At 53.5% G+C, this 24,777-nt stretch carries 19 protein-coding genes, 2 tRNA genes, 1 pseudogene and 1 riboswitch; of the genes and pseudogenes, 18 read left to right on the plus strand and 4 right to left on the minus strand.

Annotation, left to right across the window (positions count from 1 at the left end; all coding sequences use genetic code 11):
* The first annotated feature begins 464 nt into the window (after nucleotides 1-464).
* The 7 genes from rpoD to M4NBBH2_RS05365 all read left to right on the plus strand — a co-directional run bounded on the left by rpoD (nucleotide 465) and on the right by M4NBBH2_RS05365 (nucleotide 9,720).
* Nucleotides 465-2,660 carry an RNA polymerase sigma factor RpoD gene (gene rpoD, locus M4NBBH2_RS05335; RefSeq protein WP_370685244.1) on the plus strand — a complete coding sequence of 732 codons (2,196 nt, stop codon included), beginning with the start codon at nucleotides 465-467 and terminating at the stop codon, nucleotides 2,658-2,660.
* A gap of 282 nt (nucleotides 2,661-2,942) precedes the next feature.
* Nucleotides 2,943-5,345, plus strand: coding sequence for a sigma-70 family RNA polymerase sigma factor (locus tag M4NBBH2_RS05340; RefSeq protein WP_238691376.1), 2,403 nt, complete (start codon nucleotides 2,943-2,945; stop codon nucleotides 5,343-5,345).
* 78 nt (nucleotides 5,346-5,423) lie between these two features.
* Nucleotides 5,424-5,500 (plus strand) — tRNA-Ile (locus tag M4NBBH2_RS05345).
* A 123-nt stretch (nucleotides 5,501-5,623) separates the two neighbouring features.
* Nucleotides 5,624-7,060: a DEAD/DEAH box helicase gene (locus M4NBBH2_RS05350; RefSeq protein ID WP_116270005.1), complete on the plus strand. Its 1,437-nt coding sequence runs from the start codon at nucleotides 5,624-5,626 to the stop codon at nucleotides 7,058-7,060.
* Between the two features lie 54 nt (nucleotides 7,061-7,114).
* A riboswitch (SAM-I-IV-variant riboswitch) is annotated at nucleotides 7,115-7,239 on the plus strand.
* Nucleotides 7,240-7,424: 185 nt separating this feature from the next.
* A complete protein-coding gene (locus tag M4NBBH2_RS05355) occupies nucleotides 7,425-7,661 on the plus strand; it encodes an AbrB/MazE/SpoVT family DNA-binding domain-containing protein (protein ID WP_116270006.1) in 237 nt (78 codons plus the stop codon).
* 187 nt (nucleotides 7,662-7,848) lie between these two features.
* Nucleotides 7,849-9,342 (plus strand): FAD-dependent oxidoreductase, encoded by a 1,494-nt coding sequence (locus M4NBBH2_RS05360; RefSeq protein ID WP_116270007.1) that lies wholly within the window; start codon nucleotides 7,849-7,851, stop codon nucleotides 9,340-9,342.
* Between the two features lie 42 nt (nucleotides 9,343-9,384).
* The gene (locus M4NBBH2_RS05365) at nucleotides 9,385-9,720 is read left to right on the plus strand and encodes a cytochrome c3 family protein (RefSeq protein ID WP_116270008.1); all 336 of its coding nucleotides are present in this window, start codon (nucleotides 9,385-9,387) and stop codon (nucleotides 9,718-9,720) included.
* A gap of 76 nt (nucleotides 9,721-9,796) precedes the next feature.
* On the opposite strand, the gene M4NBBH2_RS05370 is transcribed toward M4NBBH2_RS05365, so the two are convergent.
* Nucleotides 9,797-10,240, minus strand: a complete 444-nt coding sequence (locus M4NBBH2_RS05370; RefSeq protein WP_202973733.1) for a MerR family transcriptional regulator — start codon at nucleotides 10,238-10,240, stop codon at nucleotides 9,797-9,799.
* Nucleotides 10,241-10,375: 135 nt separating this feature from the next.
* Here M4NBBH2_RS05370 and M4NBBH2_RS11775 point away from each other — a divergent pair, with 135 nt between their 5' ends.
* A complete protein-coding gene (locus M4NBBH2_RS11775; RefSeq protein WP_170135106.1) occupies nucleotides 10,376-10,522 on the plus strand; it encodes a hypothetical protein in 147 nt (48 codons plus the stop codon).
* A gap of 42 nt (nucleotides 10,523-10,564) precedes the next feature.
* On the plus strand, nucleotides 10,565-11,497 hold the full coding sequence (locus M4NBBH2_RS05375; protein WP_170135107.1) for an alpha/beta hydrolase: 933 nt from the start codon (nucleotides 10,565-10,567) through the stop codon (nucleotides 11,495-11,497).
* 46 nt (nucleotides 11,498-11,543) lie between these two features.
* Here M4NBBH2_RS05375 and rlmD read toward each other — a convergent pair whose 3' ends face one another.
* Nucleotides 11,544-12,950 carry a 23S rRNA (uracil(1939)-C(5))-methyltransferase RlmD gene (gene rlmD / locus M4NBBH2_RS05380; protein WP_116270009.1) on the minus strand — a complete coding sequence of 469 codons (1,407 nt, stop codon included), beginning with the start codon at nucleotides 12,948-12,950 and terminating at the stop codon, nucleotides 11,544-11,546.
* A 387-nt stretch (nucleotides 12,951-13,337) separates the two neighbouring features.
* Between rlmD and M4NBBH2_RS05385 the strand changes: the two genes are divergently transcribed.
* The 5 genes and pseudogenes from M4NBBH2_RS05385 to M4NBBH2_RS05405 all read left to right on the plus strand — a co-directional run.
* Nucleotides 13,338-14,339 carry an IS30 family transposase gene (locus M4NBBH2_RS05385; protein ID WP_116269340.1) on the plus strand — a complete coding sequence of 334 codons (1,002 nt, stop codon included), beginning with the start codon at nucleotides 13,338-13,340 and terminating at the stop codon, nucleotides 14,337-14,339.
* Nucleotides 14,340-14,498: 159 nt separating this feature from the next.
* Complete coding sequence (gene cysK, locus M4NBBH2_RS05390) at nucleotides 14,499-15,434, plus strand: cysteine synthase A (RefSeq protein ID WP_116270010.1); 936 nt, start codon at nucleotides 14,499-14,501, stop codon at nucleotides 15,432-15,434.
* A 223-nt stretch (nucleotides 15,435-15,657) separates the two neighbouring features.
* Complete coding sequence (locus M4NBBH2_RS05395) at nucleotides 15,658-16,665, plus strand: ABC transporter substrate-binding protein (protein WP_116270011.1); 1,008 nt, start codon at nucleotides 15,658-15,660, stop codon at nucleotides 16,663-16,665.
* A 122-nt stretch (nucleotides 16,666-16,787) separates the two neighbouring features.
* Nucleotides 16,788-17,681, plus strand: coding sequence for an ABC transporter permease (locus tag M4NBBH2_RS05400; protein WP_116270012.1), 894 nt, complete (start codon nucleotides 16,788-16,790; stop codon nucleotides 17,679-17,681).
* Nucleotides 17,681-18,475: pseudogene (locus M4NBBH2_RS05405) on the plus strand (ABC transporter ATP-binding protein); the annotation flags it as partial. The gene M4NBBH2_RS05400 and the pseudogene M4NBBH2_RS05405, both read left to right, overlap by 1 nt.
* Before the next feature lie 36 nt (nucleotides 18,476-18,511).
* On the opposite strand, the gene M4NBBH2_RS05410 reads toward M4NBBH2_RS05405, so the two are convergent.
* Nucleotides 18,512-19,759 carry an IS256 family transposase gene (locus M4NBBH2_RS05410; protein ID WP_116269216.1) on the minus strand — a complete coding sequence of 416 codons (1,248 nt, stop codon included), beginning with the start codon at nucleotides 19,757-19,759 and terminating at the stop codon, nucleotides 18,512-18,514.
* 395 nt (nucleotides 19,760-20,154) lie between these two features.
* Here M4NBBH2_RS05410 and M4NBBH2_RS05415 point away from each other — a divergent pair, with 395 nt between their 5' ends.
* The 4 genes from M4NBBH2_RS05415 (at nucleotide 20,155) to M4NBBH2_RS05430 (ending at nucleotide 24,554) form a co-directional block, all read left to right on the plus strand.
* The gene (locus M4NBBH2_RS05415; protein ID WP_116270014.1) at nucleotides 20,155-21,837 is read left to right on the plus strand and encodes a carbon starvation CstA family protein; all 1,683 of its coding nucleotides are present in this window, start codon (nucleotides 20,155-20,157) and stop codon (nucleotides 21,835-21,837) included.
* Nucleotides 21,838-22,018: 181 nt separating this feature from the next.
* Entirely contained in the window at nucleotides 22,019-22,930 is a 912-nt protein-coding gene (locus M4NBBH2_RS05420; protein WP_116270015.1) for an AEC family transporter, read from the plus strand.
* 261 nt (nucleotides 22,931-23,191) lie between these two features.
* Nucleotides 23,192-23,473: a hypothetical protein gene (locus M4NBBH2_RS05425; protein ID WP_116270016.1), complete on the plus strand. Its 282-nt coding sequence runs from the start codon at nucleotides 23,192-23,194 to the stop codon at nucleotides 23,471-23,473.
* A gap of 187 nt (nucleotides 23,474-23,660) precedes the next feature.
* The gene (locus tag M4NBBH2_RS05430) at nucleotides 23,661-24,554 is read left to right on the plus strand and encodes an HNH endonuclease (protein WP_116270017.1); all 894 of its coding nucleotides are present in this window, start codon (nucleotides 23,661-23,663) and stop codon (nucleotides 24,552-24,554) included.
* A 116-nt stretch (nucleotides 24,555-24,670) separates the two neighbouring features.
* On the opposite strand, the gene M4NBBH2_RS05435 is transcribed toward M4NBBH2_RS05430, so the two are convergent.
* Nucleotides 24,671-24,746, minus strand: a tRNA-Glu gene (locus M4NBBH2_RS05435).
* Nucleotides 24,747-24,777: the final 31 nt, after the last annotated feature.

Consider the following 24,777-nt stretch of genomic DNA (forward strand, 5'->3'; position numbering starts at 1 on the left):
TACTCGAGATTTCGAGACTTGTCAAGTGGTCTGTGCTATCATTTTGATCAACTAGGCCCGCAGAAAGGCAGAACGTTCTGCACTTTTGTACGGGGGCGCCCAGGAGACACATACCAGTCGGAGGCGTCAGTAACACATTGACTTTCCAGATAGATCCTGTGCCGCAGGGAAACCGATGAGAGGAATTCGGCTCTTGCCGGATCAGTGTTTCCCATTATCACAGAGGCCAGATATCTGGATTCAGGGTATTGATGTGACTGTTGCAGGAATACCCGCCGCTAAAAGCTGCAGTGCCGGAATGGCTCTCACCGCGGGAACCCGTGAGGCTGCGCTTGCCTTGAAAAAACATTGGAACAGAAATGGCAACTAACAAAAAGTCGTCTAAAACCACTCAGAAAGGCAAAGCGGCTCAGGCTGTGCAGCCTGAAGTCGTCTACCTGATTCCCGAAGCTGAACTGAAACAGATGAAGCCTGAAGGAAAAGCGCCGGAAGCGGCTGCTGATGAGTGGGTGTTCCTCATTTCCGAGGAAGAGTTCAAGGCGGCTTCTGCTGAAGTTGCCGGTGACGCTCAGCCATCAGAAACTGAGAAGAAGGCCGCTGCTCCCAAAAAGTCAAAGACAAAGACCAAGACGAAATCCAAGGCTGCGAAGAAATCCGGAAAGGCTGATGACGCTGACGGTTCGGATGACGATGTCGTTGGTGTCGACAGCGATGACGAGAATTCGGATGATGATGAGGCCGTGAGAATTGCCGAAGAGGCGCTCACCAAGCAGCCTAAGCGCCGCCGCGGCCGCGGTGCTTCCAAGCTCGCCCGCGAAAAGGCGATGAAGGAAGCTATCGCAAAGTCCTATCACGCGAAGGAAGAAGGCGCGGAAGAGCGTCAGACCAAGTGGCGCGCCCTGATCAAGCTTGGCCGTGACCGCGGGTATCTGACGTACGCTGAGCTGAACGACTATCTGCCTGAGACCATGGTGGAGCAGGACGATATCGATCAGGTGGTGGCTACCCTCTCTGACCTGAATATTCAGGTCTACGACCAGGCACCGGACGCGGAGTCGATGCTCCTGAACGATAACGCCGTCACGGATTCGGATAGTGATGATGAAGCCGATGCCGCCCTCTCTTCAATGGACGGAGAATTCGGCCGCACGACGGATCCGGTCCGCATGTACATGCGCGAAATGGGTTCTGTCGAACTGCTCACGCGTGAAGGTGAAATCGCTATTGCCCGCCGGATTGAAGACGGTCTCGGGCATATGGTGACCGCTATTTCCACGAGCCCGACGACCATCCGCGAGATTCTCGCAGATGCCAAGCGTATTCGCGAAGGCACGCTCTCGATTGATGAAGTCGTTGACGGCATCAACGATCCTGAGAACGAGAAGAAGGACGACTTCGCTGATATCGGCGCTTCCGGTATGACGGCGGGGCAGCTTGAAGAACTGAAGGAACGCGTTCTGAAGATTTTTGACCGCGTCGGCAAGCAGTTTGAAGAGATCAAGGCGATTTATGAGCGTGACCGTTCCCGCTCTCCGGCTTTTATTGAGAAGCAGGAAGAGATCCGCAAGGAACTCTCTCAGGTCCGATTCACGGCTAAGGCTGTCGATCGCCTCTGCGGAACGCTCCGTAAGACGATTGAACAGATCCGCGATATTGAGAAAGAGATCAAGGGACTGGCCGTTGACCGTTCCGGCATCGACCTCAATTTCTTCCTCTCTGACTTTATGAAGCATGAGACGGATCTCAACTGGGGCAAGCGTCTGCTGGAATCCGGTAAGCCCTTCGTTCCCGTGTTCCGCCGCAATCTTCCGGCAATCGAGCAGCTGCAGCAGCGTCTGATTGATATGGAAGTGGAAGCACTGCTGCCGATCCAGGATCTCCGCGACATCTATAAGCAGATGGCGACCGGCGAGGCAAAAGCCCGGAACGCGAAGAAGGAGATGACGGAGGCCAACCTTCGACTTGTGATCTCGATCGCGAAGAAGTACACGAACCGCGGACTGCAGTTCCTCGATCTGATTCAGGAAGGCAACGTCGGTCTCATGAAGGCGGTTGATAAATTTGAGTACCGCCGCGGCTACAAGTTCTCGACCTATGCCACCTGGTGGATCCGTCAGGCGATCACCCGTTCTATTGCGGACCAGGCACGTACTATCCGCATCCCGGTGCATATGATCGAGACGATCAATAAGATGAACCGCATCACGCGTCAGGTGCTTCAGGAAACCGGTCAGGAGCCGGATCCTTCAGAGCTCGCTGAAAAGATGCAGATTCCGGAGGACAAGATCCGCCGGATTCTGAAGATTGCGAAAGAGCCGATTTCGATGGAAACTCCGATCGGTGATGATGAGGATTCGCATCTCGGAGACTTCCTAGAGGATACGGAAACTGAAGCGCCGGCGGAAGCCGCTCAGAATGAGAACCTCGAAGAAGCGATCAAGCAGGTTCTTGACAGCCTGACTCCGCGTGAAGCGAAGGTGCTTCGGATGCGTTTTGGTATCGAGATGTCGAGTGACCACACGCTCGAAGAAGTTGGAAAGCAGTTCGATGTGACCCGCGAACGGATCCGCCAGATTGAAGCAAAGGCTCTCCGCAAGCTGCGCCACCCCTCACGTTCCGATAAGCTGAAGAGCTTCATCGACGGAGAGGATAAAAAGTAGCAGACCGCCTACTCAGGCGGAATTCCCCGGAAAGCGGGGTGAAAGCAGGACATTCATTTTTATTCTGATTTGTCAATCAGGATAGAAACGGGGCGGATACGGTCGCAGAGATTTCGCTCTTAGTTTATGCTGTCACTCCCTTTCGACAATTACAGCTCCTGAGTTGTGCAGGAGCAGAAAAATTTCATTTTTACGCTGCCCCGTGAGCCGGCTAAGCCGGATCTCCGGCGCTGCGGCGTGAATTTCCGCCTCCAGGCGGAACAAAAATGCTGGATGTTTCAATTGGCTACGCTACAAGATAAAACTGAAGAGACGAAGGCCGCCGAACCCGCGGCGTCTGAGACGCTTTCTGCGGCTGCTTCGGCGCCTAAGCCGCCCGTGGTGGTGATCCGGCGCAGAAGACGGCGCATTGTGAATCCTGAGGCTGAAGCGGCTGTACAGGCTGCTGTGGCTTCCGCGGTGCAGCCTGCCGAAGAAACGGTGGAAAAGCCTGCGGAGAAGCCGGTTGAGAAGCCTGCGGTGAAGCACGTCCGTAAGTCTGAGGCAAAAGCTGTTCAGAAGGTCTCTGAAGCAAAGGCTGAGACGGTTTCCGAGGCAGATACCGAAGAAGCCGCGGAAAAGCCCGCAAAGAAGCGCAAGGCAGCGGCAAAGACAGCTGCCGCGAAGACTGCCAAGACGACGGGTGCCAAGCGCCCCGGCCGTCCGAAGAAGGCCGTTGCTAAAGTCTCTGACGATGATTCTGACTCCGAGGATGGAATCCTTGATCCGGAAAGCCTGATGGAGGGAGATGACGACTCCTCCGCAGAGGACCTGTCGGATGAGGACATCGATCTCGAGGAAGTTGAGAGAAGCGCCAAGAAGAGCTCCCGGGAAGCCCCGTCTGAGGAAATGACGAAGGGGTACAAGGCGCTCGTGAAGCTTGGCCGCCAGAGAGGCTGGATTTCCGTTGAGGACATCAACGATCTGCTGCCTGAGAGCGCTGTGTCGACTGAAGAGCAGGTTTCGGATATTTCCGAGCAGATTGCCATTCTGGGTATTCAGGTGTTCGAGCAGGCCCCGGACAGCGATGACATCATTCTCGCCTCCGTGACCTCTGACAGCCGTGACGACATCGATGAAGACGATGCCGCTGAAATGCTGTCGCCTGAGGAGAGCGCAGGTCTTTCCCGTGATCCCCTCCGCGCCTATCTGCGCGGTGTCGGTACGCATAAGCTGCTGACCCGTGAAGAAGAAATCGAAGTCGCGAAGCAGATTGAGTCCTACACGCAGAAACTCGTGTCGGTGCTCGCTGGCTTCCCCTTCGTGATGGACAACCTGCTCAAGATCCGTGATCAGCTGCAGTCCGGTGAGCTGACAATCGATAACGTCGCTGATGGCTTCAATGAGCCGGAAGGCGCGGAAGAGGTTGCAGAAGGCGATGCCTCTAACGGCGATATCGGAGCTGCCGGCATGACGACCGAACAGCTTTCCGATATGAAGGACCGTGTGGTGTCGATCATCACCGAGTGCGAGGAGCACTACAAGCTCGTGAAGGAGTATTTCCCGGATCCCGAGCAGCACGCCGCCTATAACCGTGAGCGCCGCGCTGTGGTGAAGGGACTCTCCCAGATCCGCTTCTCCGGCAAGATTGTGTCTTCTCTTTCCGATCAGGTGACTGAGCATGTGTCCGGAGTGAATAAACTGCTCTCCCGGATGCGTGCCCTTGCGGTTGATGACTGTGGCATTCCGATCGATAAGTTCCTGAAGGACTTTGATCACCGTGCGACGGATCCTGACTGGTTCCCGTCCATCGTGCGTCAGGGCGCTTCTTATTCAAAGCGTGTTGAGCGCCAGGAAGCGGTGCTGATGGCTATGCAGGAAGAGCTTCGGAATGAAGAAAAGGCCTCCTGCATCACCATTTCCGAGCAGCGTGAGCTTGCCAAGTCCGTGAAGATCGCTCAGAGCAACCTGTCGGCGGCGAAGAGCAAGATGATCGAAGTGAACCTCCGACTCGTGATTTCGATCGCCAAATCCTATGTGAACCGCGGTCTTGCCATGACTGACCTTATTCAGGAAGGCAATCTCGGTCTCATGAAGGCGGTCGATAAGTTTGAATATCGCCGCGGTTACAAGTTCTCCACCTATGCAACCTGGTGGGTGAAGCAGTCGGTTACGCGCGCTGTGGCGGATTATGGCGCGACGATCCGAGTCCCGGTTCATATGACCGAGTCTTATAACAAGCTTCGCCGAATCAAGCAGCGTTATCTGCAGACACATGACGGCAAGGCACCGAGCGATTCTGAACTTGCAAAGCTCGGCGATATGCCGCTCTCCAAGGTTCATCTGCTGATGAACGCGATGCGCGGTGTCGAATCTATCGACGCGCCGATCGGCGATGACGATGATGCGACGAAACTCGATTTCGTCCGGGGTGAGGATGATGCGGATCCGCAGCGCCGCTATATGGAGACCGCGATGAGCGATGAAATCGTTCGCTCTCTCGACGATCTCACGGCCCGCGAAGCCTCTGTTATCCGTCTCCGTTACGGTATCGGATCTAACCGCGATCACACGCTTGAAGAAGTCGGCAAGGCCCTCGGTCTTACCCGTGAGCGTGTCCGTCAGATTGAATCTGCGGCCCTCAGAAAGCTGCGCAGCAATGCCGCGAAGGCGCGCCTGAAGGACTACAAGGACTTCGAGGAATAAGCGCACCGCCGCTTGATTTTCTGTACAATAGCTTTCTTTGTGATCTCCCCGGCCCATCAGGGTTCGCGGGAGACCATCGGGCCAGTAGCTCAGTTGGTTAGAGCAGGGGACTCATAATCCCTTGGTCGTTGGTTCAAGTCCAACCTGGCCTACCATCGTCACGTTTTTTGCATCGGGAAGCCTCAGCGCAGGCTTCTAATTTTGTCAGTGAATGTTCCGGTTCCGATGCAGCGAAGATTCCCACTCCATACTCGCGAGGCAGTACCGTTCTTTTGACTATGACAGAATCGCAGGATTTTTCATCTTTCCAGCTTGATCCCCGGATCCTTGATGCTATCAAGGCAATGGGCTATGTGAGCCCGACCCCGATTCAGGCGAAGGCCATTCCTCTCGTGCTTGCCGGACGGGACGTCATGGGCGCCGCTCAGACGGGTACGGGAAAGACTGCGGGCTACGGCCTGCCGATGCTGCAGCGGATTCTCCCGAAAGCGAATACGAGCGCGTCTCCTGCGCGACACCCCGTCCGGGCCCTGATTCTTGCCCCGACCCGCGAACTCGCGGATCAGGTGAATGAAAATCTCGTTGCTTATGCGGCGAAGACTGGACTCCGGGTCGGCGTGGTGTATGGCGGTGTTGATATCCGCCCGCAGAGCGATATGCTTCGCCGCGGCATTGAGGTGCTGACTGCTACTCCGGGACGTCTGCTTGATCACATCGAGCAGAAGGCTGTGAATCTCTCCCAGGTTGAGATCGTTGTGCTCGATGAAGCCGACCGTATGCTCGATATGGGATTCCTGCCGGATATTTCCCGGATCCTCAACCTGATTCCGAAATCGGTTCAGAGCCTCATGTTCTCGGCGACGTTCTCGCCTGAAATCAAGAAACTCGCGAGCCAGTTCCTGAAGGACCCGCAGCTGGTTGAAGTTGCCCGCCAGAACGCCACGGCGGATACGATCACGCAGGAACTCTACGAAGTGAAGGGTGAGAGCAAGGTTCAGGCCCTGACTGAGCTCCTTCGCCATCATGGTGACGATAACGGTCCGATGCGCCAGGTGCTGGTTTTTGTGAATGCCAAGCTGACCTGCCGCCGTCTTACCCGTCTTCTCGTCAATGCCGGGATTCCGGCTGACTCCATTCACGGTGATAAGACTCAGGATGAACGCCTGAAGGCACTTGAAAATTTCAAGAACGGCACGACGCATGTGCTTGTCGCTACCGATGTGGCGGCCCGCGGACTTGATATCGCCGAGCTCCCCTTCGTGATTAACTTTGATGTGCCGTTCGCGGCGGAAGACTATGTGCATCGTATTGGCCGTACGGGCCGAGCCGGTGCCAAGGGTCTCGCGATTTCTCTCGCTTCGGGCGAGAACGACGAGAAGCTTGTTGAGGCGATTGAGAAGCTGACAAAGCAGAAGTTTGCGAGAAAGCCTCTTGAGCTGACCCGCGAGGATCGCCGCCGTTCGACCTCTGACCGCGGTCAGAGGCGTGGTCACGAGACGCATGCGTATCGCTATACTCCGCCTCCCGCGCCTCAGGATCCGCTTTTTGATCATCCCTATATTGAAAAGACTGGCGCTGTGTCTTCATCCCCGAAAAAAGAAGAGACGCAGCATGCGGCCCGGGCGCTTACCGGATATCGGAATCCTTCGTCCCGCCGCCCGGTCTGCGCACTTCTCGGGGGCGGCTTCCGAAAGAAGCGGAATCCGAATCCGTAATCTGTCAGAGAGGATTCAGGATTATTGCAATTAATCCTGGATCCGCTAAAATTAAAGTGTCATTACGAGTTGCGGTTTAAATACACCGCACGCCAACCTGCCTACCCGGGTAAGGTGGTGGCTCTCAGAGCATTGAGAGAATGAGGTCTCCTCGAGCGGAGGCAATAGAGCGGGAAAGACAAGAGCTCCTCACGTAATGCATGAGGAGCTTTTTTTATGCAGCAACCTGGATGCGCGGCTCGAGGCATCCAGGGCGCCGGGTGATCTCCCGGGCCATCAGGAAGATGGCGGATAGATCGGGTTGGATTTGTTCCATATTGCCGGACCCGGCATGGTGCCAAAACCGGATAAAAAGGAGCCAAAAATGGCAAACCGTCTTACGATCAAAGGTCAGGTCACGATCCCGAAGGAAGTCCGGGATTTTCTTCATCTCACCAACGGCGATTCCGCTGTCGAATTCGTTATTTCTCCTGACGGCTCGGTGAGTCTCCGGAAAGCAGAAACCGAGGTCTCAGCGCCGTCCACAGACCGTTCCCGCTCTAAGAGCGGCCGGCGTGTCGGCGTCGATGTGCTTAGTCTTTTGTCAGGAGTCTGCATCTGAGCGGTGCAGTCGCTGGCTAAAAAATAATTGCCTGATTTTATGTAACTTTTAAATTCTTTCTCTAAGGTTTTGCTGGGTTAAACACTGATGTCGGTCAAACTACGTACGTGTTTGATCGACGGATAATACCCAACATAACTGGAAAACTACTTCTTTTGAAGGTAGTCAATAAAAAGGAGAAAGAAAGATGACTCAGCTCTCCCGTCGTACGATTCTGAAGGCCGGCATGGCTGGATTCGCCGCTTCGGCATTCCCGGGAATCGCCTTTGCTAAAGCAAAGAAGGAAGACAAAAAGGCCGCGAAGTCTGCTGCCGCTTATGACGCTATCGTGCTCGGCGCCGGTGCTGCCGGTCTGATCGCCGCTATTACCGCTGTGGATTCCGGCGCGAAGCGTGTCGCTATTCTGGAGCAGATGGACCGCCCGAACGGCAACGCCATTTACGCTCTGGGCAATATCTGCGGCTGGGGCTCCAAGCGCCAGATCCGTCAGGGCATCAAGGATACGGCCGAGGATTTCTATAAGGCCATGATGGTCACCTCCAACTGGAGAGCTGATCCCGCCCTGACCCGTACCTATACGAACGATATTCCCTCCGGCCTCGACTGGCTCGAAGAGAACATCGGCATTGAATTCGGCAAGGTGAAGAAAGCCCCGTATCCCCGTGAATGGCGTATTAACCCGATTCTCGGCAAGGGCATTACCGGCGGCTCCCAGATGGTACAGATGCTCGTCGCTGCCGCTAAGAAGCGCGGTGTCGTTTTCCTCTGGCAGCATCGCGCGGACAAACTGATCACGGACGATCACGAACGCGTGATCGGCGTCGAAGCTGTTGCTCCGGATGGCCGCAAGAAGTTCTTCACGAAGGGCGGTGTCACGATCGCGACGGGCGGCTTCTCCGCAAATCCTGAAATGGTCGATAAGTACATCGGCGGCTGGGCTTCCCGCCTGGCTATCCGCGGTTCTCTTTCTACCACGGGCGCGAATATTTCTCTCGCTCTCCCGCTGAACGCGAAGTTCGTGAACATGGATCAGTTCCATGCGGGCCCGATCATTGCTGAAACGCATGTGAACCCGAATGAAGTTCTGAACTCCGGCTATGGCATCATCGTTGACCTTCGCGGCAAGCGCTTCGTCGACGAGGTGAACACCTACGTGATCAAGGCCAAGGCCTGCGCGCAGAACACGATCGAGAACAAGGCCTGGGCTATTGTTGACGCCGACTGCAAGGTGATCGGCAACATGACGCACCGCTTCGAGCTGCTGAACACCAAGTACTACAAGGCTGATTCGATCGAAGCCCTGGCTAAGGACATCAACATTGATCCGGCCGTGCTGAAGAAGGACGTTGACGACTACAACAACGCCCTGAAGAATGGCACCCTGAAGCAGATGAATCCTCCCTGCTCCTATCGTCAGCCGCATCCGATCGCGAAGGCGCCGTTCTTCGCCATTCCGTATGAAGGCGGTATGACGGCTACGTTCGGCGGTCCGCTGATCAACACGAAGGCCGAAGTGCAGACCCTTGAAGGCCACAGCATTCCTGGTCTCTACGCAGCCGGCAATGCCGCTGGCGGCCTCTTCTTCCGCGACTACATCGGCGGTGCCCAGCTGGGCGGCGCTACGGTCTTCGGCCGTATTGCCGGCCGTGAGATGGCCGCCCGTGCCAAAGCGGCTAAGTAATGCCCGGACGTAAAGACAAACAGGAATAGAGGAGAATTTGATATGACTAAAGCTTTAGCTGTCCTGGCTGCCGTTGCTTTCGGCCTCAGCCTTTCCATGTCGGCCGGCGCTGCTGATAAGACGCTTGCTGAGATTCACGGTTCGGCCTGGCCGAAGAGCGTGAACGGATACGTCGTGAAGGAGCAGTGCAAGGCCTGCCACGGTGATTATTCGAAGCTCGCCAAGATGACGGAAAATCTTGACCCGAATCCGCATCACAGCCACCTTGGTGACGTGAACTGCACGGATTGCCATAAGCCTGATCAGGAGAAGCCGCAGCTCGTCTGCAACCAGTGCCACAAGTTCACGATCCGTGAAAAGAAGGCTGCTGCCAAGTAATCATTGGCTTAAATAAAAGCACAGATGCCGGCAGGTCTCCGCGGCATCTGTGATGAGAGGTCTGAGGCATTCTGCTTCAGGCCTCTTCTTTTACGCCTGCATGGATGAATTCCTCTGAATGCGGCAGGGGATCGCGGCCAAAGACCACTTTTTCAGTTCCTGCGGCAATCGCTTCATCGTAGTAGGCGCACTTGTAGTTGACGACATCGAGTGTTTCTTCAAGCGCTTTGATCCGGTTTTCAATCTCTTTCTTCTGCTGCCTGAAGAGCTCGCGGCGCTTTTCAAGAGTCGCATCTCCCTCCCGCACCCATTCCGTAAAGAGCCGGATCTGATCAATCGAGAGTCCGGTCTTTTTGAGGCATTGAATAATCTGAATTGACCCCAGATCGAGATCCGAGAACATCCGATAGCCTGAAGCTCCCCGGCTGAGGAATGGGAGAAGACCGGCTTTATCGTAGAAAAGGAGCGTCGAGGACGGAATTCCCGTCATCTTTGAAACCTGCTGAATCGTGTATTCCACGGGTAGTCCCTCTGACTATTGACTTTAAAGTTGACTTTAACGTTAATCTTATCTCAGCCAAGGAAATCAGTGGACGAACGGAGGGTGGGAAAAGTGCCCCTCATCCACTGCAAAAATGAATGGGAGATAGGAATAATGAAGATGATGATGTCGAAAAGACTCTTCGCAAAAGTGGCCCTGACGGGAGTTGGGGCGGCGCTTGTGGCACGCGCCGCTCAGGCGCTTGACCGCGCTCCCCTGAAGGATTCTGTCGCGGTGCCGGAAACGATTGATCCCGCATAGCTCTCGAACGCCTGGGACAAGGTTTTTCCGGAGGATCCGAGGGTGTCGCACCGGAAGGTTGTTTTCCATAACCGCTTTGGAATCACTCTCGTTGGTGATCTCTACACGCCGAAAACCATGAAGGCGGGAGAGAAGATGAGGGCTATCGCGCTCGCCGGGCCCTATGGCGCTGTGAAGGAGCAGGTGTCGGGGCGTTACGCTCAGGAGCTCGCGGCCCGAGGATTTCTGACGCTGGCATTTGATCCGTCATTCACCGGTGAATCCGGCGGGCAGCCCCGGAATGTGACTTCCCCCGATCTCAATACGGAAGACTTCTCTGCTGCGGTTGATTATCTGTCGAACCGCTCTGATGTGAATCCGGAAGCGATTGGCATTGTTGGCATCTGCGGCTGGGGAGGCTTTGCTATCAACGCGGCCGCTATGGATCCGCGCATCAAGGCAACCGTGACCTCCACGATGTACGACATGAGCCGGGTGATAGCGAACGGGTATTTTGATAAAACGAAGACCCCGGAAGCGATCCGAGCTGAACGGAAAGCGCTGCGGAAGACGCTGAGCGCGCAGAGAACGGCTGATTACAGGAGCGGCACCTATAAGATGGCGGGCGGTGTGATCACTGAGGTGAAGCCTGATACGCCGCAGTTTGTGCGTGACTATCACGACTTTTATCAGACGAAGCTTGGCTATCATCCGCGTTCATTCGGCTCCACAACCGGGGCGACCCTGAGCTCGGTTCTCGACTTCACGAATATGCCGATAACGGTTTACGCCGAGGAAATCGAAACGCCGGTGCTGATGATTCATGGTGAGAAGGCTCACTCCCGCTATTTCAGCGAAGACCTGTTCAAGCGTCTGAAGGGAAGCAATAAGGAGCTTGTCATCATTCCGGGCGCTGTGCACACGGATCTGTACTACAAGATGAATGTGATTCCGTTCGATAAGATCACGTCGTTCTTCGACGCAAATCTGAAGTAAACAGAATCAGGTTCTGAAAGCGGACGATGAAAACCGTCCGCTTTTTTTATTGCACCCGCCGGAGCCGCGCAACGCATTCAATATGCGCGGTATCCGGGAACAGATCAACGGGCTGCAGCGTATCGAGGCAATATCCGAGGTTATGGAACTTCGCCGCGTCACGCGCCAGAGCCTCTGGGCCGCACGCGATATAGATCACTGTCTCAGGCTCCATGGCGGCAATGATGCCTGGGACAGAGGCTTCAAGCCCTTTTCTCGGAGGGTCGACAAAAACCGTTTTCGGCTGGATGCCGCGGCTGCAGATATCCGGGAGGATTTTCTCTGCCGGGCCGCAGAAAAATTCGGTATTGGATAAGCCGTTCCTCACCGCGTTTTTCTTTGCCTCTTCAACGGATTCAGGAACAATCTCGACGCCGATCACGTGTCCCGCCTTTCTGGCGAGCAGCAACGAAATGGTGCCGATGCCGGAGTAGAGATCAAGCACAGTATCCTCTGGGCTGATGGAGGCAAGGCGGATCGCGGTGTCATAAAGAACCGGGGTCTGCGGCGTGTTGACCTGCAGAAAGGTTTCGGGTCTCACCTCAAACTCAAGACCTGAAATTTCAGCGGTGACGGATCCTCTGCCCAAAAGCACGACTGACGTTTCACCTAGGACAAAGTTTCCGGGGCGGGTTTTGATGGAAACGGTGATATCTGACACACCGGCAGACTGAAGGGCCGAAATCAGGCTTTCAGAGGCAGAGTCAGGGATGGAAGAGGAGGTCACCAAAGTTGCGAGACGCCCGTTGCTGCCGGCTCTAAGAATAAGACCGCGAAGCAGCCCCGTCTGAGACGTTTCGCTCCAGACCGATAATCCTGAATCCCTGCTCCAGCGAAGCACCGCATTCGCCGCAACAGCCATCCAGTGCGGGCAGAGTCTGCAGGAGTCAGTTCCGGGCGCAACATGATGGCTTCCCGCTTCGTACATGCCCAGCTTTCGGGTTCCTGCAGACTCTTCAAAGTAGAGCACCGCTTTGTTGCGGTACCCAGAGTCAATCCCGTGAGGCATCGGAATCGGATCCAGTATCTGAGATGCCCCGCCAGGGGTCGCGCTGAAAAGCTTCTCGAGGAAACGCTTTTTATAAGAGAGCTGAGCCTCGCTCGTGAGTTCAATCAAAGGGCACCCGCCGCAGAGCGCTGAAGCAGGGCAGGGAGAACCCCGGCGGCCGGGGGATTTCCGAATGAAACGTGAAACACGTCCGATAGCGGAATGAGCCCCTTTTTTAGGCAGTTCAACCACGGCCTCAACCGCATCGCCAGGCAGCGTGCCGGGAAGAATCACCCGGACAGTCTTCCCTGAAACTTCAGTCCAAGCGATGCAGCTGCCATTTTTTCCCAGCTCCTCAGCGGTCAGCTGAACCGTGAGAGAAGAGGGGGCTGTTGTCTCAGTGCGTTGGGAAGAAAAAGAGTTCATTCGGGATCAGACCGGTGAGTGATGACGGGGAAAAGTATTTTCGATGAAATTCAAGGATCCGTCAGGTAATACATCAGAAGGTACACTTTTTTACAGAAGAGTTTTGATGTCAGAGGCTTCAAAAGTCTCGTTTTCTCCGCTGTTTTTGCGCTTATTTGTGTCGTTTTAAAATGGATATTTTTGTTGTTTATTAATATCAAATTATTGAAAAATAAGTATTTAATAAATTTTCAAAAACCGTAATCATTCACATTTAAAGCGAAAATATTCCACAGAAAATCATTTTTGCTTGGCGAATTATCACTTCAAGTGCAAAGCCTGAGAAAAGAATAGTGGCCCATAAAGCTTCCATAATAGAGATTGTCAAGATAACTATAGAGGGAGCTCATGAGCCACTATCATCATCTTACTCTTCGGGACAGAGTATTTATTTCGGCTTTAACGATTTCAGGCAAATCCCTGTCTGAAATTGCATGTGCGATTGGGAAAAATGTTTCTACGATCTCCCGCGAACTGAAGCGAAACAAGGCTGTATCGGCCCAGGATGGGGCTTCAGCTGCCTATGATCCCTGTGCCGCGCAGGCCCGATATCAGAGACAGAGAAAGCATTGCGGAAAGAGAAACATTCTGAAGTCTGACTCGTTGCTGACAAGGATTGTCTCAAATCTGCTGGTTAAGAAATTCTGGTCTCCGGAGCAGATTCAATACCGTCTCAGAAAGGAGCTGCCGAATCTAAGGATCAGCGCCACGACAATCTACCGAGGAATCAATTCTGGCTTTCTGGATCGCTTTGTGGATGGCCGAAAGATGTCCCGACACCTGCGACACCACGGTAAAACGCGTCACCGTAAAGGCATGACCGAGAGGCGAGGAAAGATCCAGATCACTCACAGCATTGAAGAGCGACCCCTGGAAGCTCAGAACAGATCTCGCCTGGGGGATTGGGAAGGCGATACCGTCATCGGAAAAAAGGGCGGAGCCTGCCTCACGACTCTGGTCGATAGGAAGTCCGGCTTTCTCTGTGGCGGGAAAACCGCTTCCAAGACTGCGGCCGATGTGTCTGCCGTAATTGAGAAATCTCTGTCAGATAAGGATCTGCGTACGATTACCGTAGATCGCGGAAAAGAATTTTCCTGGGCTGAAAAACTGGAGAAAGATCTCAGAACCAAAGTGTATTTCTGCTTGCCTCATCATCCATGGGAGAAAGGAAGTAATGAAAATACAAACGGACTTCTTAGAGACTTTTTCCCAAAAGGAATGAGTATCGATAAAATTTCTCAGGCAGAAGTTCAGAAACGGTTCAATGCTCTGAATTTCAGACCCAGAAAACGTCTCAATTGGAAGTGTCCGGCTGAAGTCTTTTATTCAGTAACTTTGCACTTGATTTGATAATTCACCTTTTTTAAAAACCCGCTGATAATATATCCGACAGAACAACTCGGGTTTAAGCCCAAACACCTGTTACCAACTGGCGGATGAGCTGAGTCATCCGTATTCCATCACTGTTTGGCAGGCGTGAATGAAACGCCTTGCTTTTGGAGAAAAGAATTGGCTATTTATAAGTCTGTGTCCGACCTGATCGGCAATACCCCCCTCGTCGAACTGAGCAAGCTTGAGAAGGAGCTTGGTCTTAAGGCCCGCATTCTCGCGAAGCTCGAATCCTTCAATCCTGCTGGTTCCGTGAAGGACCGCATCGCTAAGTCCATCATTCTGGACGCTGAAAAGTCTGGCCGTCTGCAGCCCGGTGCCACGATTTACGAACCGACCTCCGGCAACACCGGTATTGGTATTGCCATGGTTGGCCGCGCTCATGGCTACAAGGTTGTCATCGTCATGCCGGATACGATGTCGGTTGAACGCCGCAACATGATCCATGCCTATGGTGCTGAGATTGTTCTCACCCCGGGTAAGGACGGCATGAAGGGCGCCATCGCGAAGGCTCAGGAACTTCATGAGAAGGATCCTGGCTCCATCATCGCTGGTCAGTTCGATAATCCCGCGAATCCTCAGGCTCACTACGAAACCACTGGTCCGGAAATCTGGCGTGACACTGAAGGTGTTGTCGACTACTTTGTTGCCGGCGTCGGCACTGGCGGCACGCTGACTGGTACCGGACGTTACCTCAAGGAAAAGAATCCGAACGTGAAGGCTGTGGCTGTTGAGCCGACCACCTCCCCGGTTCTTTCCGGCGGCAAGCCCGGTCCCCATAAGATTCAGGGTATCGGTGCCGGTTTCATTCCGAAGACGCTTGATACCTCCGTTTATGACGAAGTGATCACGGTCACTAATGAAGACGCTTTTGCGACTGGTAAGAAGCTTGCAGGCACTGAAGCTATCCTCTCCGGTATTTCCGCTGGCGCTGCTCTTTGGGCTGCCATTGAAATCGCCAAGCGTCCTGAGGCCGAAGGAAAGACGATTGTCGTGATCTTCCCGGATAACGGAGACCGCTACTTCTCGACCCCGCTGTTCGCCGAGAACAACTAATCAGTTTCTGAATCTGATCCCGCGGCGACGGGATCAGACCGAACTGAAAATAAAACACCAGGAATGTCATTCATCCTGGTGTTTTTTCATGCCTGCGGGAAATTCCAAAATTTCCACAACCCGCTTTCAGACGTGCATAATAACCAAATGCATCTGCTGAAACAGCAGACAAGATCCGATACATTTCAGATATCAGCAATAAATTCCCTCGAAGGAGCCCCTTATGAAGATGAAGTCGATTGGAATCGCGCTCGCCTGCGTCGGCGCGGCTGTACTGCTTGCTGCCTGCGGTGATAAGGGTGGCAGCGCATCCTCAGCGGCAGCGTCTGCTCCGACTGGTCAGCTGAATGTCGGCATCATTCAGCTGGTGGAGCACCAGGCTCTCGACGCAGCGAATAAGGGTATCGTGGATGAGCTGGCGGCCCGCGGCTATAAGGATGGCGGGAAGATCAAGATTGACCAGCAGAATGCGCAGGCCGATCAGTCGAATATGAAGAACATTGCCCAGCGCTTTGTGTCTAACAATTCCGCGCTGATCTTCGCTATTGCAACTCCGGCAGCCCAGACGGTTGCGAACACGACGAAGACGATCCCGATTGTCGGTACCGCTATTACGGATTATCAGACCGCGCGTCTCGTGAAGAGCAACGAGAAGCCCGGCACCAATGTGACCGGCAGCTCTGATATGAACCCGATCGCTGAGCAGGCTCAGCTGATCAAGGACTTTGTTCCGAATCTGAAGACGCTTGGCGTCATCTATAACTCGAGCGAAGTAAATTCTGAGGTCCAGGTCAACGCTCTGAAGACCGTGGCTCAGAAGATGGGCGTGACCCTGAAGATCGCAACGGTTTCCAATGTGAACGATATTCAGCAGGCCGCGAACAGCCTTGTTGGCAAGGTCCAGGCGATCTATATCCCGACTGACAACGTTCTTGCGAGCGCCATGCCGACTCTGATCAAGGTCACCAACCAGGCGAAGCTTCCGGTGATCTGCGGTGAACCCAATATGGTGAAGAACGGCGGTCTTGCCACGATTGGCATTGACTACTATGAGCTCGGCAAGATTGCCGGCGACATGGGCGCGGATATTCTTGACGGCAAGTCGAAGCCTGAAAACATGGCAATCCGCTATCAGCAGCAGTTCAAGGCCATGGTGAACGCGAAGACCGCCAAGGAAATCGGCATTCAGATTCCGGACTCCGTGAAGTCGAAGGCTGAAATCATTCAGTAAGAATTCCGCAGGGGTTCCGCCCTCTGCTTTTGTTCAAAGCCTGCACGGCTTCATACTCTGAGGCCGCGCAGGATTTCTTTTTAGGTAACTCAGGTTCTTGTGCAGAAAGGAGCACCTGATCGATGTTAGATTTACTAATTCCCACCATTGCCCAGGGGCTTCTCTGGTCACTGCTTGCGCTCGGCGTCTATATCACGTTCCGTGTGCTCGATATTGCTGACCTGTCGGTTGAGGGTACTTTCCCGCTTGGAGCTGCTGTTGCGGCTACCTGCATCACCTCCGGTCATTCCTTGGTTACGGCTTTTGTGCTTGCTGTTCTTGCCGGGTGTGTCGCTGGTGCAGTGACCGGACTTCTCACGACAAAGCTGAAGATTCCCGCACTCCTCTCCGGTATTCTGACGATGATCGGTCTGTACTCGATCAATCTCCGCGTGATGGGACGCGCGAACCTTTCGCTTCTCGGGCAGACCACGATTTATTCATGGGGTGCGTCCGCGGGTCTCACCGAAGCTCAGACGACCCTTGCTGTCGGTCTGATCGCGGCGCTTCTCGTCGTCGCCGTCGTTTACTGGTTCTTCGGAACTGAGATTGGACTCGCTCTGCGCGCCACGGGCTATAACCCGCAGATGAGCCGCGCTCAGGGCGTGAATACGGATTCCATGGTGATCCTTGGTCTGCTTCTTTCCAATGGGCTTGTGGCTCTTTCCGGTGCGCTTGTCGGGCAGAGCAATGGCTTTGCTGATGCCGGCATGGGCGTCGGTACCATCGTGATTGGCCTTGCCTCGGTGATTATCGGCGAAGTGCTTTTCGGCACCCGGAGCTTTAAGAACTGTCTGATTTCAGTGGTTCTCGGCTCGATTGTCTATCGACTCGTGATCGCCATTGTGCTCGAGCTTGGCATGCCGCCGAACGACCTTAAGCTCTTCACGGCTATTCTTGTCGCCATTGCGCTTTCCCTGCCGCTTATTCAGTCCAAACTGAGAGCGGCATCCCGTCTCACCGGGAGGGCTTCCTGATGCTGAAACTTGAAAACGTTTATAAGACATTTTTTCCCGGATCCCCGAATGAAAAGAAGGCCCTCCAGGGGGTGAGCTTCACGCTTGAGGATGGTGACTTCGCGACGGTGATCGGCAGTAACGGCGCTGGCAAGTCGACTGTTCTGAATTCGATTGCCGGTGTATTCCCGATTGACTCTGGACGCATCATCATCGGAGACACCGATGTCACCAAAATGCCTGAGCATAAGCGTGCTCGTTTCATCGGCCGCGTTTTCCAGGATCCGATGAAGGGAACGGCAGCCGGCATGCAGATTGCGGAGAATCTGGCTATGGCAATGCGCCGCGGCCAGAGACTCGGACTCCGGTGGAGTGAGAGCTCGAAGATGTACGAGCATTTCCGCGAAATGCTTGCTGAGCTGGACCTCGGTCTTGAAGACCGGCTGACCAGCAAGGTCGGACTGCTCTCCGGCGGTCAGCGTCAGGCCGTGACGCTTCTGATGGCGACGATTCGCCGTCCTGAGCTGCTGCTACTTGATGAACATACGGCAGCCCTCGATCCGAAGACTGCGGAGAAGGTGCTTGCGATTACCGATCGTTTCGTTCATGAGGGCCGTCTGACGACTCTGATGATTACGCATAACATGCGGGATGCTCTCCGTTTCGGTAACCGTCTCATCATGATGCATAACGGCCGCGCGATTGTGAATATCGCGGGCGAAGAGAAAAAGAAGCTCACGGTTCAGGATCTTCTTGGTCTCTTCGAAAAAGCTTCGAACGGCGAAGCGGATATTCCCGATTCGATGATTCTTGGGAGGGTGTGTAATTTTTTGTGGGCGGCTCGTTCAAGGTTAATCGATGTAGGGGGTGATTCGGTCACCAAATAGCACAACCAATTCTCTCATAGCGGCACTCCAGTATGGAGAAGGCCGCACCCATCTTTTCTCTACTTTCCGGATTGCCAGAAAGAGAAGTTTCAAAGCAGCCGTTTCAGTAGGGAAAGCAGCTCGGGTCTTAATTACTTTTCTTAGATCCCGATTAAGGCTCTCTATGGCATTGGTTGTATAAATAAGTCTGCGGATATTTGGGGAAAAATCAAAGAAGGGGATCACCTTATCCCAGGAATCGATCCACTGTTTGGCGATGTAAGGGTATCTGAGCCCCAGTTCCGACTGTGCAAAAGCGTCCAGTTCCTTCCGCGCATCAGCCGCGTTTACGGCCCGGTAAATGGGCTTCAGCGCGCCGGCTACGGCCTTGTAATCCTTATATCCGACGAATTTCAGACTGTTCCTGATCAGGTGAACAATGCAGGTCTGCAGCAGAGTGTTGGGAAAGGCAGCTTCAAGCGCCTCCTTCATTCCCTTGAGTCCGTCTGTGACAGCAATCAGAATATCAGACACCCCCCTGTTTTTGAGTTCAGTGAAGACCTTAAGCCAATATTTTGCGCTTTCGTTATCAGCGACCCACATCCCCAAAACTTCCTTGCGGCCCTGGGCGTTTACGCCCAAGGCAAGATGGACCGCTTTCGGGGTAACAATGCCATTATCACCTCGGATTTTGACTCGAATAGAGTCAAAGAAAACAGTTGTATAAAACGGATCCAGAGGACGGTTCTGCCATTTTTCAACCTCAGGAAGGATGGCGTCCGTAACATCGCTGATAAATTCGGCACTGGTCTCCATACCGTATTCATCATAGAGAAAGCCTTGAATTTCCCGGGTTGAGAGCCCTCTGGCGTACAAGGCCAGAACCTTGTCCTCAAACCCCGCCAGCTGGCGTTTATGCTTAGGAACGACCCTCGGCTCAAACTCTCCCTTGCGGTCTCTGGGTACGTCAATACGGATATTTCCAAGGCTGGACGATTTGAGGGTTTTCGAACTATGCCCGTTACGCTCATTTTCGGTGACACGTTTACCGCCTCTTTCGTAACCGAGATGATTGGTCATTTCACCGTCAAGCATTTGAGTCAGCAGCCGACCGAGCATATGGGCCATAAGATTTTCCGCATCCTCTGCGGTATTAATCTCAAGCCCGGATTTCTTGGCGTTTTCTAAAATCTGTCCTGCAACACTATCCAAGGGGTCTGTCTTTCGTTTCATTTGAGGCTCCTCCAAGAGCAATTATCTCAGAGTCACCCACAAAATTTTCCTCACCCTCATTCTTGGCTGAAATAGCTGAGAGATAAACAGAACACCCTGAGAGATTTCCTTCTCTCGGGGTTTTTTATTGCCGCAAACACGGTATTCAAGGGACTTTTTGGGCGTGATACTTGACCGCAGTGCAATCAATTAAGTACTTTTTCTTAGAAGTATCGATGTGCGAATGTGTATATTTTTAAACATTGAAAGAATAAAAACCTTCTTCCAAAAAGACCGCCGCCTCTCCTGATTCAGAAATCACTCATCTTTTTATCCAAGCGACCACCTGCGCTGGGACCAAAAGCAACCTCCGGGAGGCGGCTGCAGATTTCGCACTTGCTTCAAAGGAAAATAAAATGAACGGTTTAACCGTCATGCTGATCGCCTTTGTCGCTCTTGGCTTCGGATACTTCATCTATTCGAAGTGGCTTGAGAAGACATGGGGTATTGATCCTAAGCAGCCGACTCCGGCTGTAAAAAATGCGGGCGGTGACTATGCGCCTGCTTCCAAGTGGACGGTTGCCGCCCACCAGTTCACATCCATCACGGGTGCCGGCCCTGTCACGGGACCGATTATTGCCGCCATGTTTGGCTGGCTTCCCGCGCTGCTCTGGATGCTGATCGGCGGCGTGTTTTTCGGCGCCGTTCAGGATTTCGGCTCCCTCTATGCTTCTGTCAAGAACGGCGGCAAGTCGATCGGTGCCATTATTGAGGATTATGTAGGACGTACCGGCCGTCAGCTCTTCCTGCTTTTCTGCTGGCTTTTCACGCTGCTCGTGATTGCGGCCTTCGGTGACATGGTCGCGGCAACTTTCAACGGTTTCTCGAAGACCGGTGATCTTCAGGTGCCGAATGCCGCAGCCGCGTCGATTTCAATGATCTACATGGTCGGCGCCGTTCTCTTCGGTCTCTTCATGAAGTATGTGAAGCCGAATTCCGGTGTTCAGTTCATTGTCGGTCTTGTTCTGATGGTGCTGATGGTCTGGGCCGGCATCGCTTACCCGATCTATGCTGACGCCAATACCTGGCGCTATATCGTCTTCATCTACCTCTTTGCGGCTTCCGTGATGCCGATGTGGCTTCTTAAGCAGCCCCGTGACTACCTGTCTGCTTATCTCCTGATCGGCATGATTATCTGCGGCGTGCTGGGTGTATTCATTAAGAACCCGACACTCAATATGCCGGCTGTGACGGGCTTTACGGTTAAGAACATGGACCTCTTCCCGATCCTCTTTGTGACGATCGCCTGCGGCGCTGTGTCCGGATTCCATTCGCTCGTTTCCTCCGGTACGTCCTCCAAGATGATCAGCAACGAGAAGGATATGCGTCTCGTTGGCTACGGCTCAATGTGCGCTGAAGTGGTGCTTGGTATCGTGTCTCTCGTGGTGGTCTGCGCGGCGGCTACGAACGGCGCTCTTCCTGCGGGTACTCCGTTCCAGACGTTCTCTCACTCGGTTGCCGGTTTCCTCCAGGACATCTTCGGTGTTCCGGCTGATATTGCTGCCTGCATTCTGACAATGTGCGTTTCCGCTCTCGCCCTGACGTCTGTTGATGCCGTGGCCCGCATCGGCCGCATGTCGCTTCAGGAACTCTTCCAGCCGGCTCCGGGGAAGGAAAAGACCTTTATCCAGAAGATCTTCACGAATGTGGTCTTCTCCACGGTCCTTACGCTGGTCTGCGGCTTTGCGCTCTGCATGGCGGGTTATATGTCGGTGTGGCCGCTCTTCGGCTCAGCGAACCAGCTCCTTTCCGCTCTTGTGCTGACCGGTCTCGCAGTGTTCCTTAAGGCTACTGGCCGTAAGGGCTGGATGCTTTATGTCCCGATGACCTTCATGTTCATCGTTACGATGACCGCTCTGGTTGAGGCTGTGGTACGGATTTTCGGTCAGATCGCGAATGGCACGTTTGTCTTTATGGTTGGCGGTCTGCAGCTGATCGTTGCCTTTGCTCTGATTGTGCTTGCGCTGCTTGTGGTTTACCACTGTGTTGCGAAGCTCCGTGAGCCGGCTCCTGTGAAGGCAGTTGCTCAGGCTGAGTAACCGAAGCCGAATCTTTCCAGTAGAGATCATTTATTGGAAACCAGAGAATCCCCGGGCAAGTCCCGGGGATTTTTGTCACTGAAGAGAACGCTTCTGATCTCGATTCTGCTGATCAGACTGACCTATACTTAAGAATTAACCGATTAGGTATATTTGCTTAAGGGGCAGGGGGCTTCGAACCATGCATTTCTTCTCAGTCATTATTCAGCCCTTCATTCTTATTGCTCTCGGTTTTCTGCTCTCGAGACTGCGGATGTTTCCCCGGTCGCTTTGGGAAGGAGTGGAAAAACTCGTCTACTACGTTCTTTTTCCTCCGCTGCTCTTTAACAGTGTCGCCCGGGCAGAGCTGACAGTGTCTCAGACGAGTCTCTATCTTGCCTGCGGTGTGGGATCAATGGCGGCCGGCATGGTGCTCGCCTGGATTGTGTCAAAACTCGCTCCGGCCGATCGGCTGACCGACGCCAGCATCCGTCAGTGCGGTTACCGGTTCAACTCCTATATTGGCTTCGCGGTGGTTCTGGCGCTTTATGGAAACACCGGAATGGCGCTTTTTGCTCTGCTGGTAGGCGTTTGGGTGCCGATTTCCAATGCGGTAGCCGTAGCAGATCTCGCGGCAGCGTCTCAGTCTGAAGGATCCGGGATCAAGGGAATACTGAAGTCGATCTTTACGAATCCCCTCATTATTGCGACCCTTGCCGGGCTGTTCTTCAATGTGACCGGGCTTCAGATGCCCGCGCTTGTTACTTCGGTATTCAAGAGTCTGGGATCCGCCTCTCTAGCACTCGCTCTGATGGCGATTGGTTCAGGACTCAGGCTTGAGGATTTCAGAAAGTATGGAAAGCTGATTTCTCTCGCTACGGTTGAACGCCTGATTGCGGTTCCTGCTGTTTCATTCGCCGTTGGTCTGTACTTTCATCTGACTCCGGTCGAGATGGGAGCACTCCTTTCGTTCACAGCGCTGCCGACTGCAAATTCCTGTTATATCCTAGCGGTCCGAATGGGAGGAAATGGTCCGGCAGTAGCGGATTTGACGACAGTTCAGACAATTGCGGCCCTTGCCACGATTCCCTTCTGGATGGGACTTCTGCAATAGTATTTTTTCGTTATTAAAAAATATTCTTTATAAGAACATACCTTATTGGTATAAACCCAGCCTCTAGATCGTTTTTATCCCTATTTTATAAGGGTTATGACGGGGGATCACGTGTTTATATGATCCCCCGGTAGTACTTGTCCTACCCCCGGGAATAGCGCTTGCGGGATACTATTCGATCTTGCGGCAAGCACTGCGGCATCACCTAATTAAAGCTGTGTGCTTCTCGCCCTAAAAAATTCAACTAAAGGACTTTTTCAAATGTCTATCAAGAACATCGCTCTCGCTGCTTCCATGATCGCTTTCGGCGCCTTCGCCGTTTCCGCCCAGGCTGCTGACGTTGCCGCTCCGGCTGCTTCCGCCGCTGCTGCCACCGCCTCCGCCCCGGCTGCCGCTCCGGCCGCTGCCAAGAAGGCTGTGAAGGCTGCCCCGAAGAAGGCCGCCAAGAAGGCTGCTAAGAAGGCCCCGAAGAAGGCTGCCAAGAAGGCTGTGAAGGCCGAGAAGAAGGCTGCCGCTGAGGTTGCTTCCCCGAAGGCTGAGTAATATCAGTTGTTCGAATCCGGTGGCTTTGATCTGATATCAGATTGAAGCGCTGGAGGAAGAAAAATAAAGGCTGCTGAAAAGCGGCCTTTATTTGTATCTATATAGTTATTAAAAAAGTTATCATATATCAGATGGCCTACATCTGAACCATACGTATAGAATGTCGCGAAATGGTGCAGCATAATGAATGAACCTAGACGATAATCAAATCGGTATTCGATCTCTCTTCAGTCTTTTATTGGCTCATCCTATGCAATCACTCTCTATAGAACAGTCCGTCCGGCGTAATTGGACAGAGGATGAGGTAACCCTGGCCTTGGTGCTTTACGTTCAGATGTCGTCGGGGCAGTACACGCATGGCAATCCTTATGTGATCAAACTCGCTCAGCAGATTGATAGAACGCCAAATGCGGTTGCTCTGAAACTCAGCAATTTGATGAGACTTGATCCGAAACACGCAAGGAAAGGGGTCTCGGGAATGAGTCACGGCAGCAAAATTGATGAGGCTGTGTGGCATCGCTACATCGGAGATGATCCTCAGACAGCGGATCTGACGCGGCTCTTTGACGCCGCGGAGCGGATTGGAGAGGAGAAAGGGATTTCTGAGGATGTTTACGTTCCTGGTTTTAAATCGATTAAGGTTCCCGATCCGATGGCGAAGACGGAGCGGTTTTATCTTGCAAAGACTCGCCTGCACCAGGATATGTTCAGAAATGCGGTTCTTTCGTCCTACGGATGGAAGTGCGCTATAACGGGGCTGTCGGAGAGAAGCCTGGTAGAGGCAGCGCACATTAGACCGTGGAAGGACTCCTCAGAGATGCGACTGCAGCCTAGCAACGGCATCGCGCTCAGCGTGACGATGCACCGTGCGTTCGATAAAAATCTTTTAGGCATCTCACCTGATATGAAGTGTGAGTTTTCCCGCGAACTCCTTCGCTCTGTCGCGGAAGGGAGCGCTGCTGCGGAATTCCTGGCGCAGCTTAATCATCAAAGCCTTCAGATGCCTGAGAAATTCCAGCCTAATAGGGACTTTCTCAGTGAGCGCTATCAGGAGTATTTGAATACGGAAAGAAATCGCTGAGAAGACCTGAGTATTGCGACGCTTGCCGCCTGAAACCAACGTGCAGAATTTTTAGGCAACAAAAAAGCCCGTTTTAAACGGGCTATTTCTCACTGGACAACTTAACTTGCTTAAGTTGGCGTCCCCACAGGGATTCGAACCCTGGTTCTAACCGTGAGAGGGTTATGTCCTAGGCCTCTAGACGATAGGGACTTAACGATCCCGACAAGTTCAGAAAACTCAT

This window comes from Mesosutterella multiformis, from assembly GCF_003402575.1.
In the GTDB taxonomy this organism is placed as follows: Bacteria; Pseudomonadota; Gammaproteobacteria; order Burkholderiales; family Burkholderiaceae_F; genus Mesosutterella; species Mesosutterella multiformis.

What these genes read in the sequence shown, in the direction of transcription:
- M4NBBH2_RS05400 (WP_116270012.1), top strand. Translation starts at nt 16,788, where the DNA reads ATGTTAGATTTACTAATTCCCACCATTGCCCAGGGGCTTCTCTGGTCA.
- M4NBBH2_RS05350 (WP_116270005.1), top strand. Translation starts at nt 5,624, where the DNA reads ATGACAGAATCGCAGGATTTTTCATCTTTCCAGCTTGATCCCCGGATC.
- M4NBBH2_RS11775 (WP_170135106.1), top strand. Translation starts at nt 10,376, where the DNA reads ATGAAGATGATGATGTCGAAAAGACTCTTCGCAAAAGTGGCCCTGACG.
- M4NBBH2_RS05355 (WP_116270006.1), top strand. Translation starts at nt 7,425, where the DNA reads ATGGCAAACCGTCTTACGATCAAAGGTCAGGTCACGATCCCGAAGGAA.
- rpoD (WP_370685244.1), top strand. Translation starts at nt 465, where the DNA reads ATGAAGCCTGAAGGAAAAGCGCCGGAAGCGGCTGCTGATGAGTGGGTG.
- M4NBBH2_RS05360 (WP_116270007.1), top strand. Translation starts at nt 7,849, where the DNA reads ATGACTCAGCTCTCCCGTCGTACGATTCTGAAGGCCGGCATGGCTGGA.
- M4NBBH2_RS05415 (WP_116270014.1), top strand. Translation starts at nt 20,155, where the DNA reads ATGAACGGTTTAACCGTCATGCTGATCGCCTTTGTCGCTCTTGGCTTC.
- M4NBBH2_RS05410 (WP_116269216.1), bottom strand. Translation starts at nt 19,759, where the DNA reads ATGAAACGAAAGACAGACCCCTTGGATAGTGTTGCAGGACAGATTTTA.
- M4NBBH2_RS05365 (WP_116270008.1), top strand. Translation starts at nt 9,385, where the DNA reads ATGACTAAAGCTTTAGCTGTCCTGGCTGCCGTTGCTTTCGGCCTCAGC.
- rlmD (WP_116270009.1), bottom strand. Translation starts at nt 12,950, where the DNA reads ATGAACTCTTTTTCTTCCCAACGCACTGAGACAACAGCCCCCTCTTCT.
- M4NBBH2_RS05395 (WP_116270011.1), top strand. Translation starts at nt 15,658, where the DNA reads ATGAAGATGAAGTCGATTGGAATCGCGCTCGCCTGCGTCGGCGCGGCT.
- M4NBBH2_RS05430 (WP_116270017.1), top strand. Translation starts at nt 23,661, where the DNA reads ATGAACCTAGACGATAATCAAATCGGTATTCGATCTCTCTTCAGTCTT.
- M4NBBH2_RS05385 (WP_116269340.1), top strand. Translation starts at nt 13,338, where the DNA reads ATGAGCCACTATCATCATCTTACTCTTCGGGACAGAGTATTTATTTCG.
- M4NBBH2_RS05425 (WP_116270016.1), top strand. Translation starts at nt 23,192, where the DNA reads ATGTCTATCAAGAACATCGCTCTCGCTGCTTCCATGATCGCTTTCGGC.
- M4NBBH2_RS05420 (WP_116270015.1), top strand. Translation starts at nt 22,019, where the DNA reads ATGCATTTCTTCTCAGTCATTATTCAGCCCTTCATTCTTATTGCTCTC.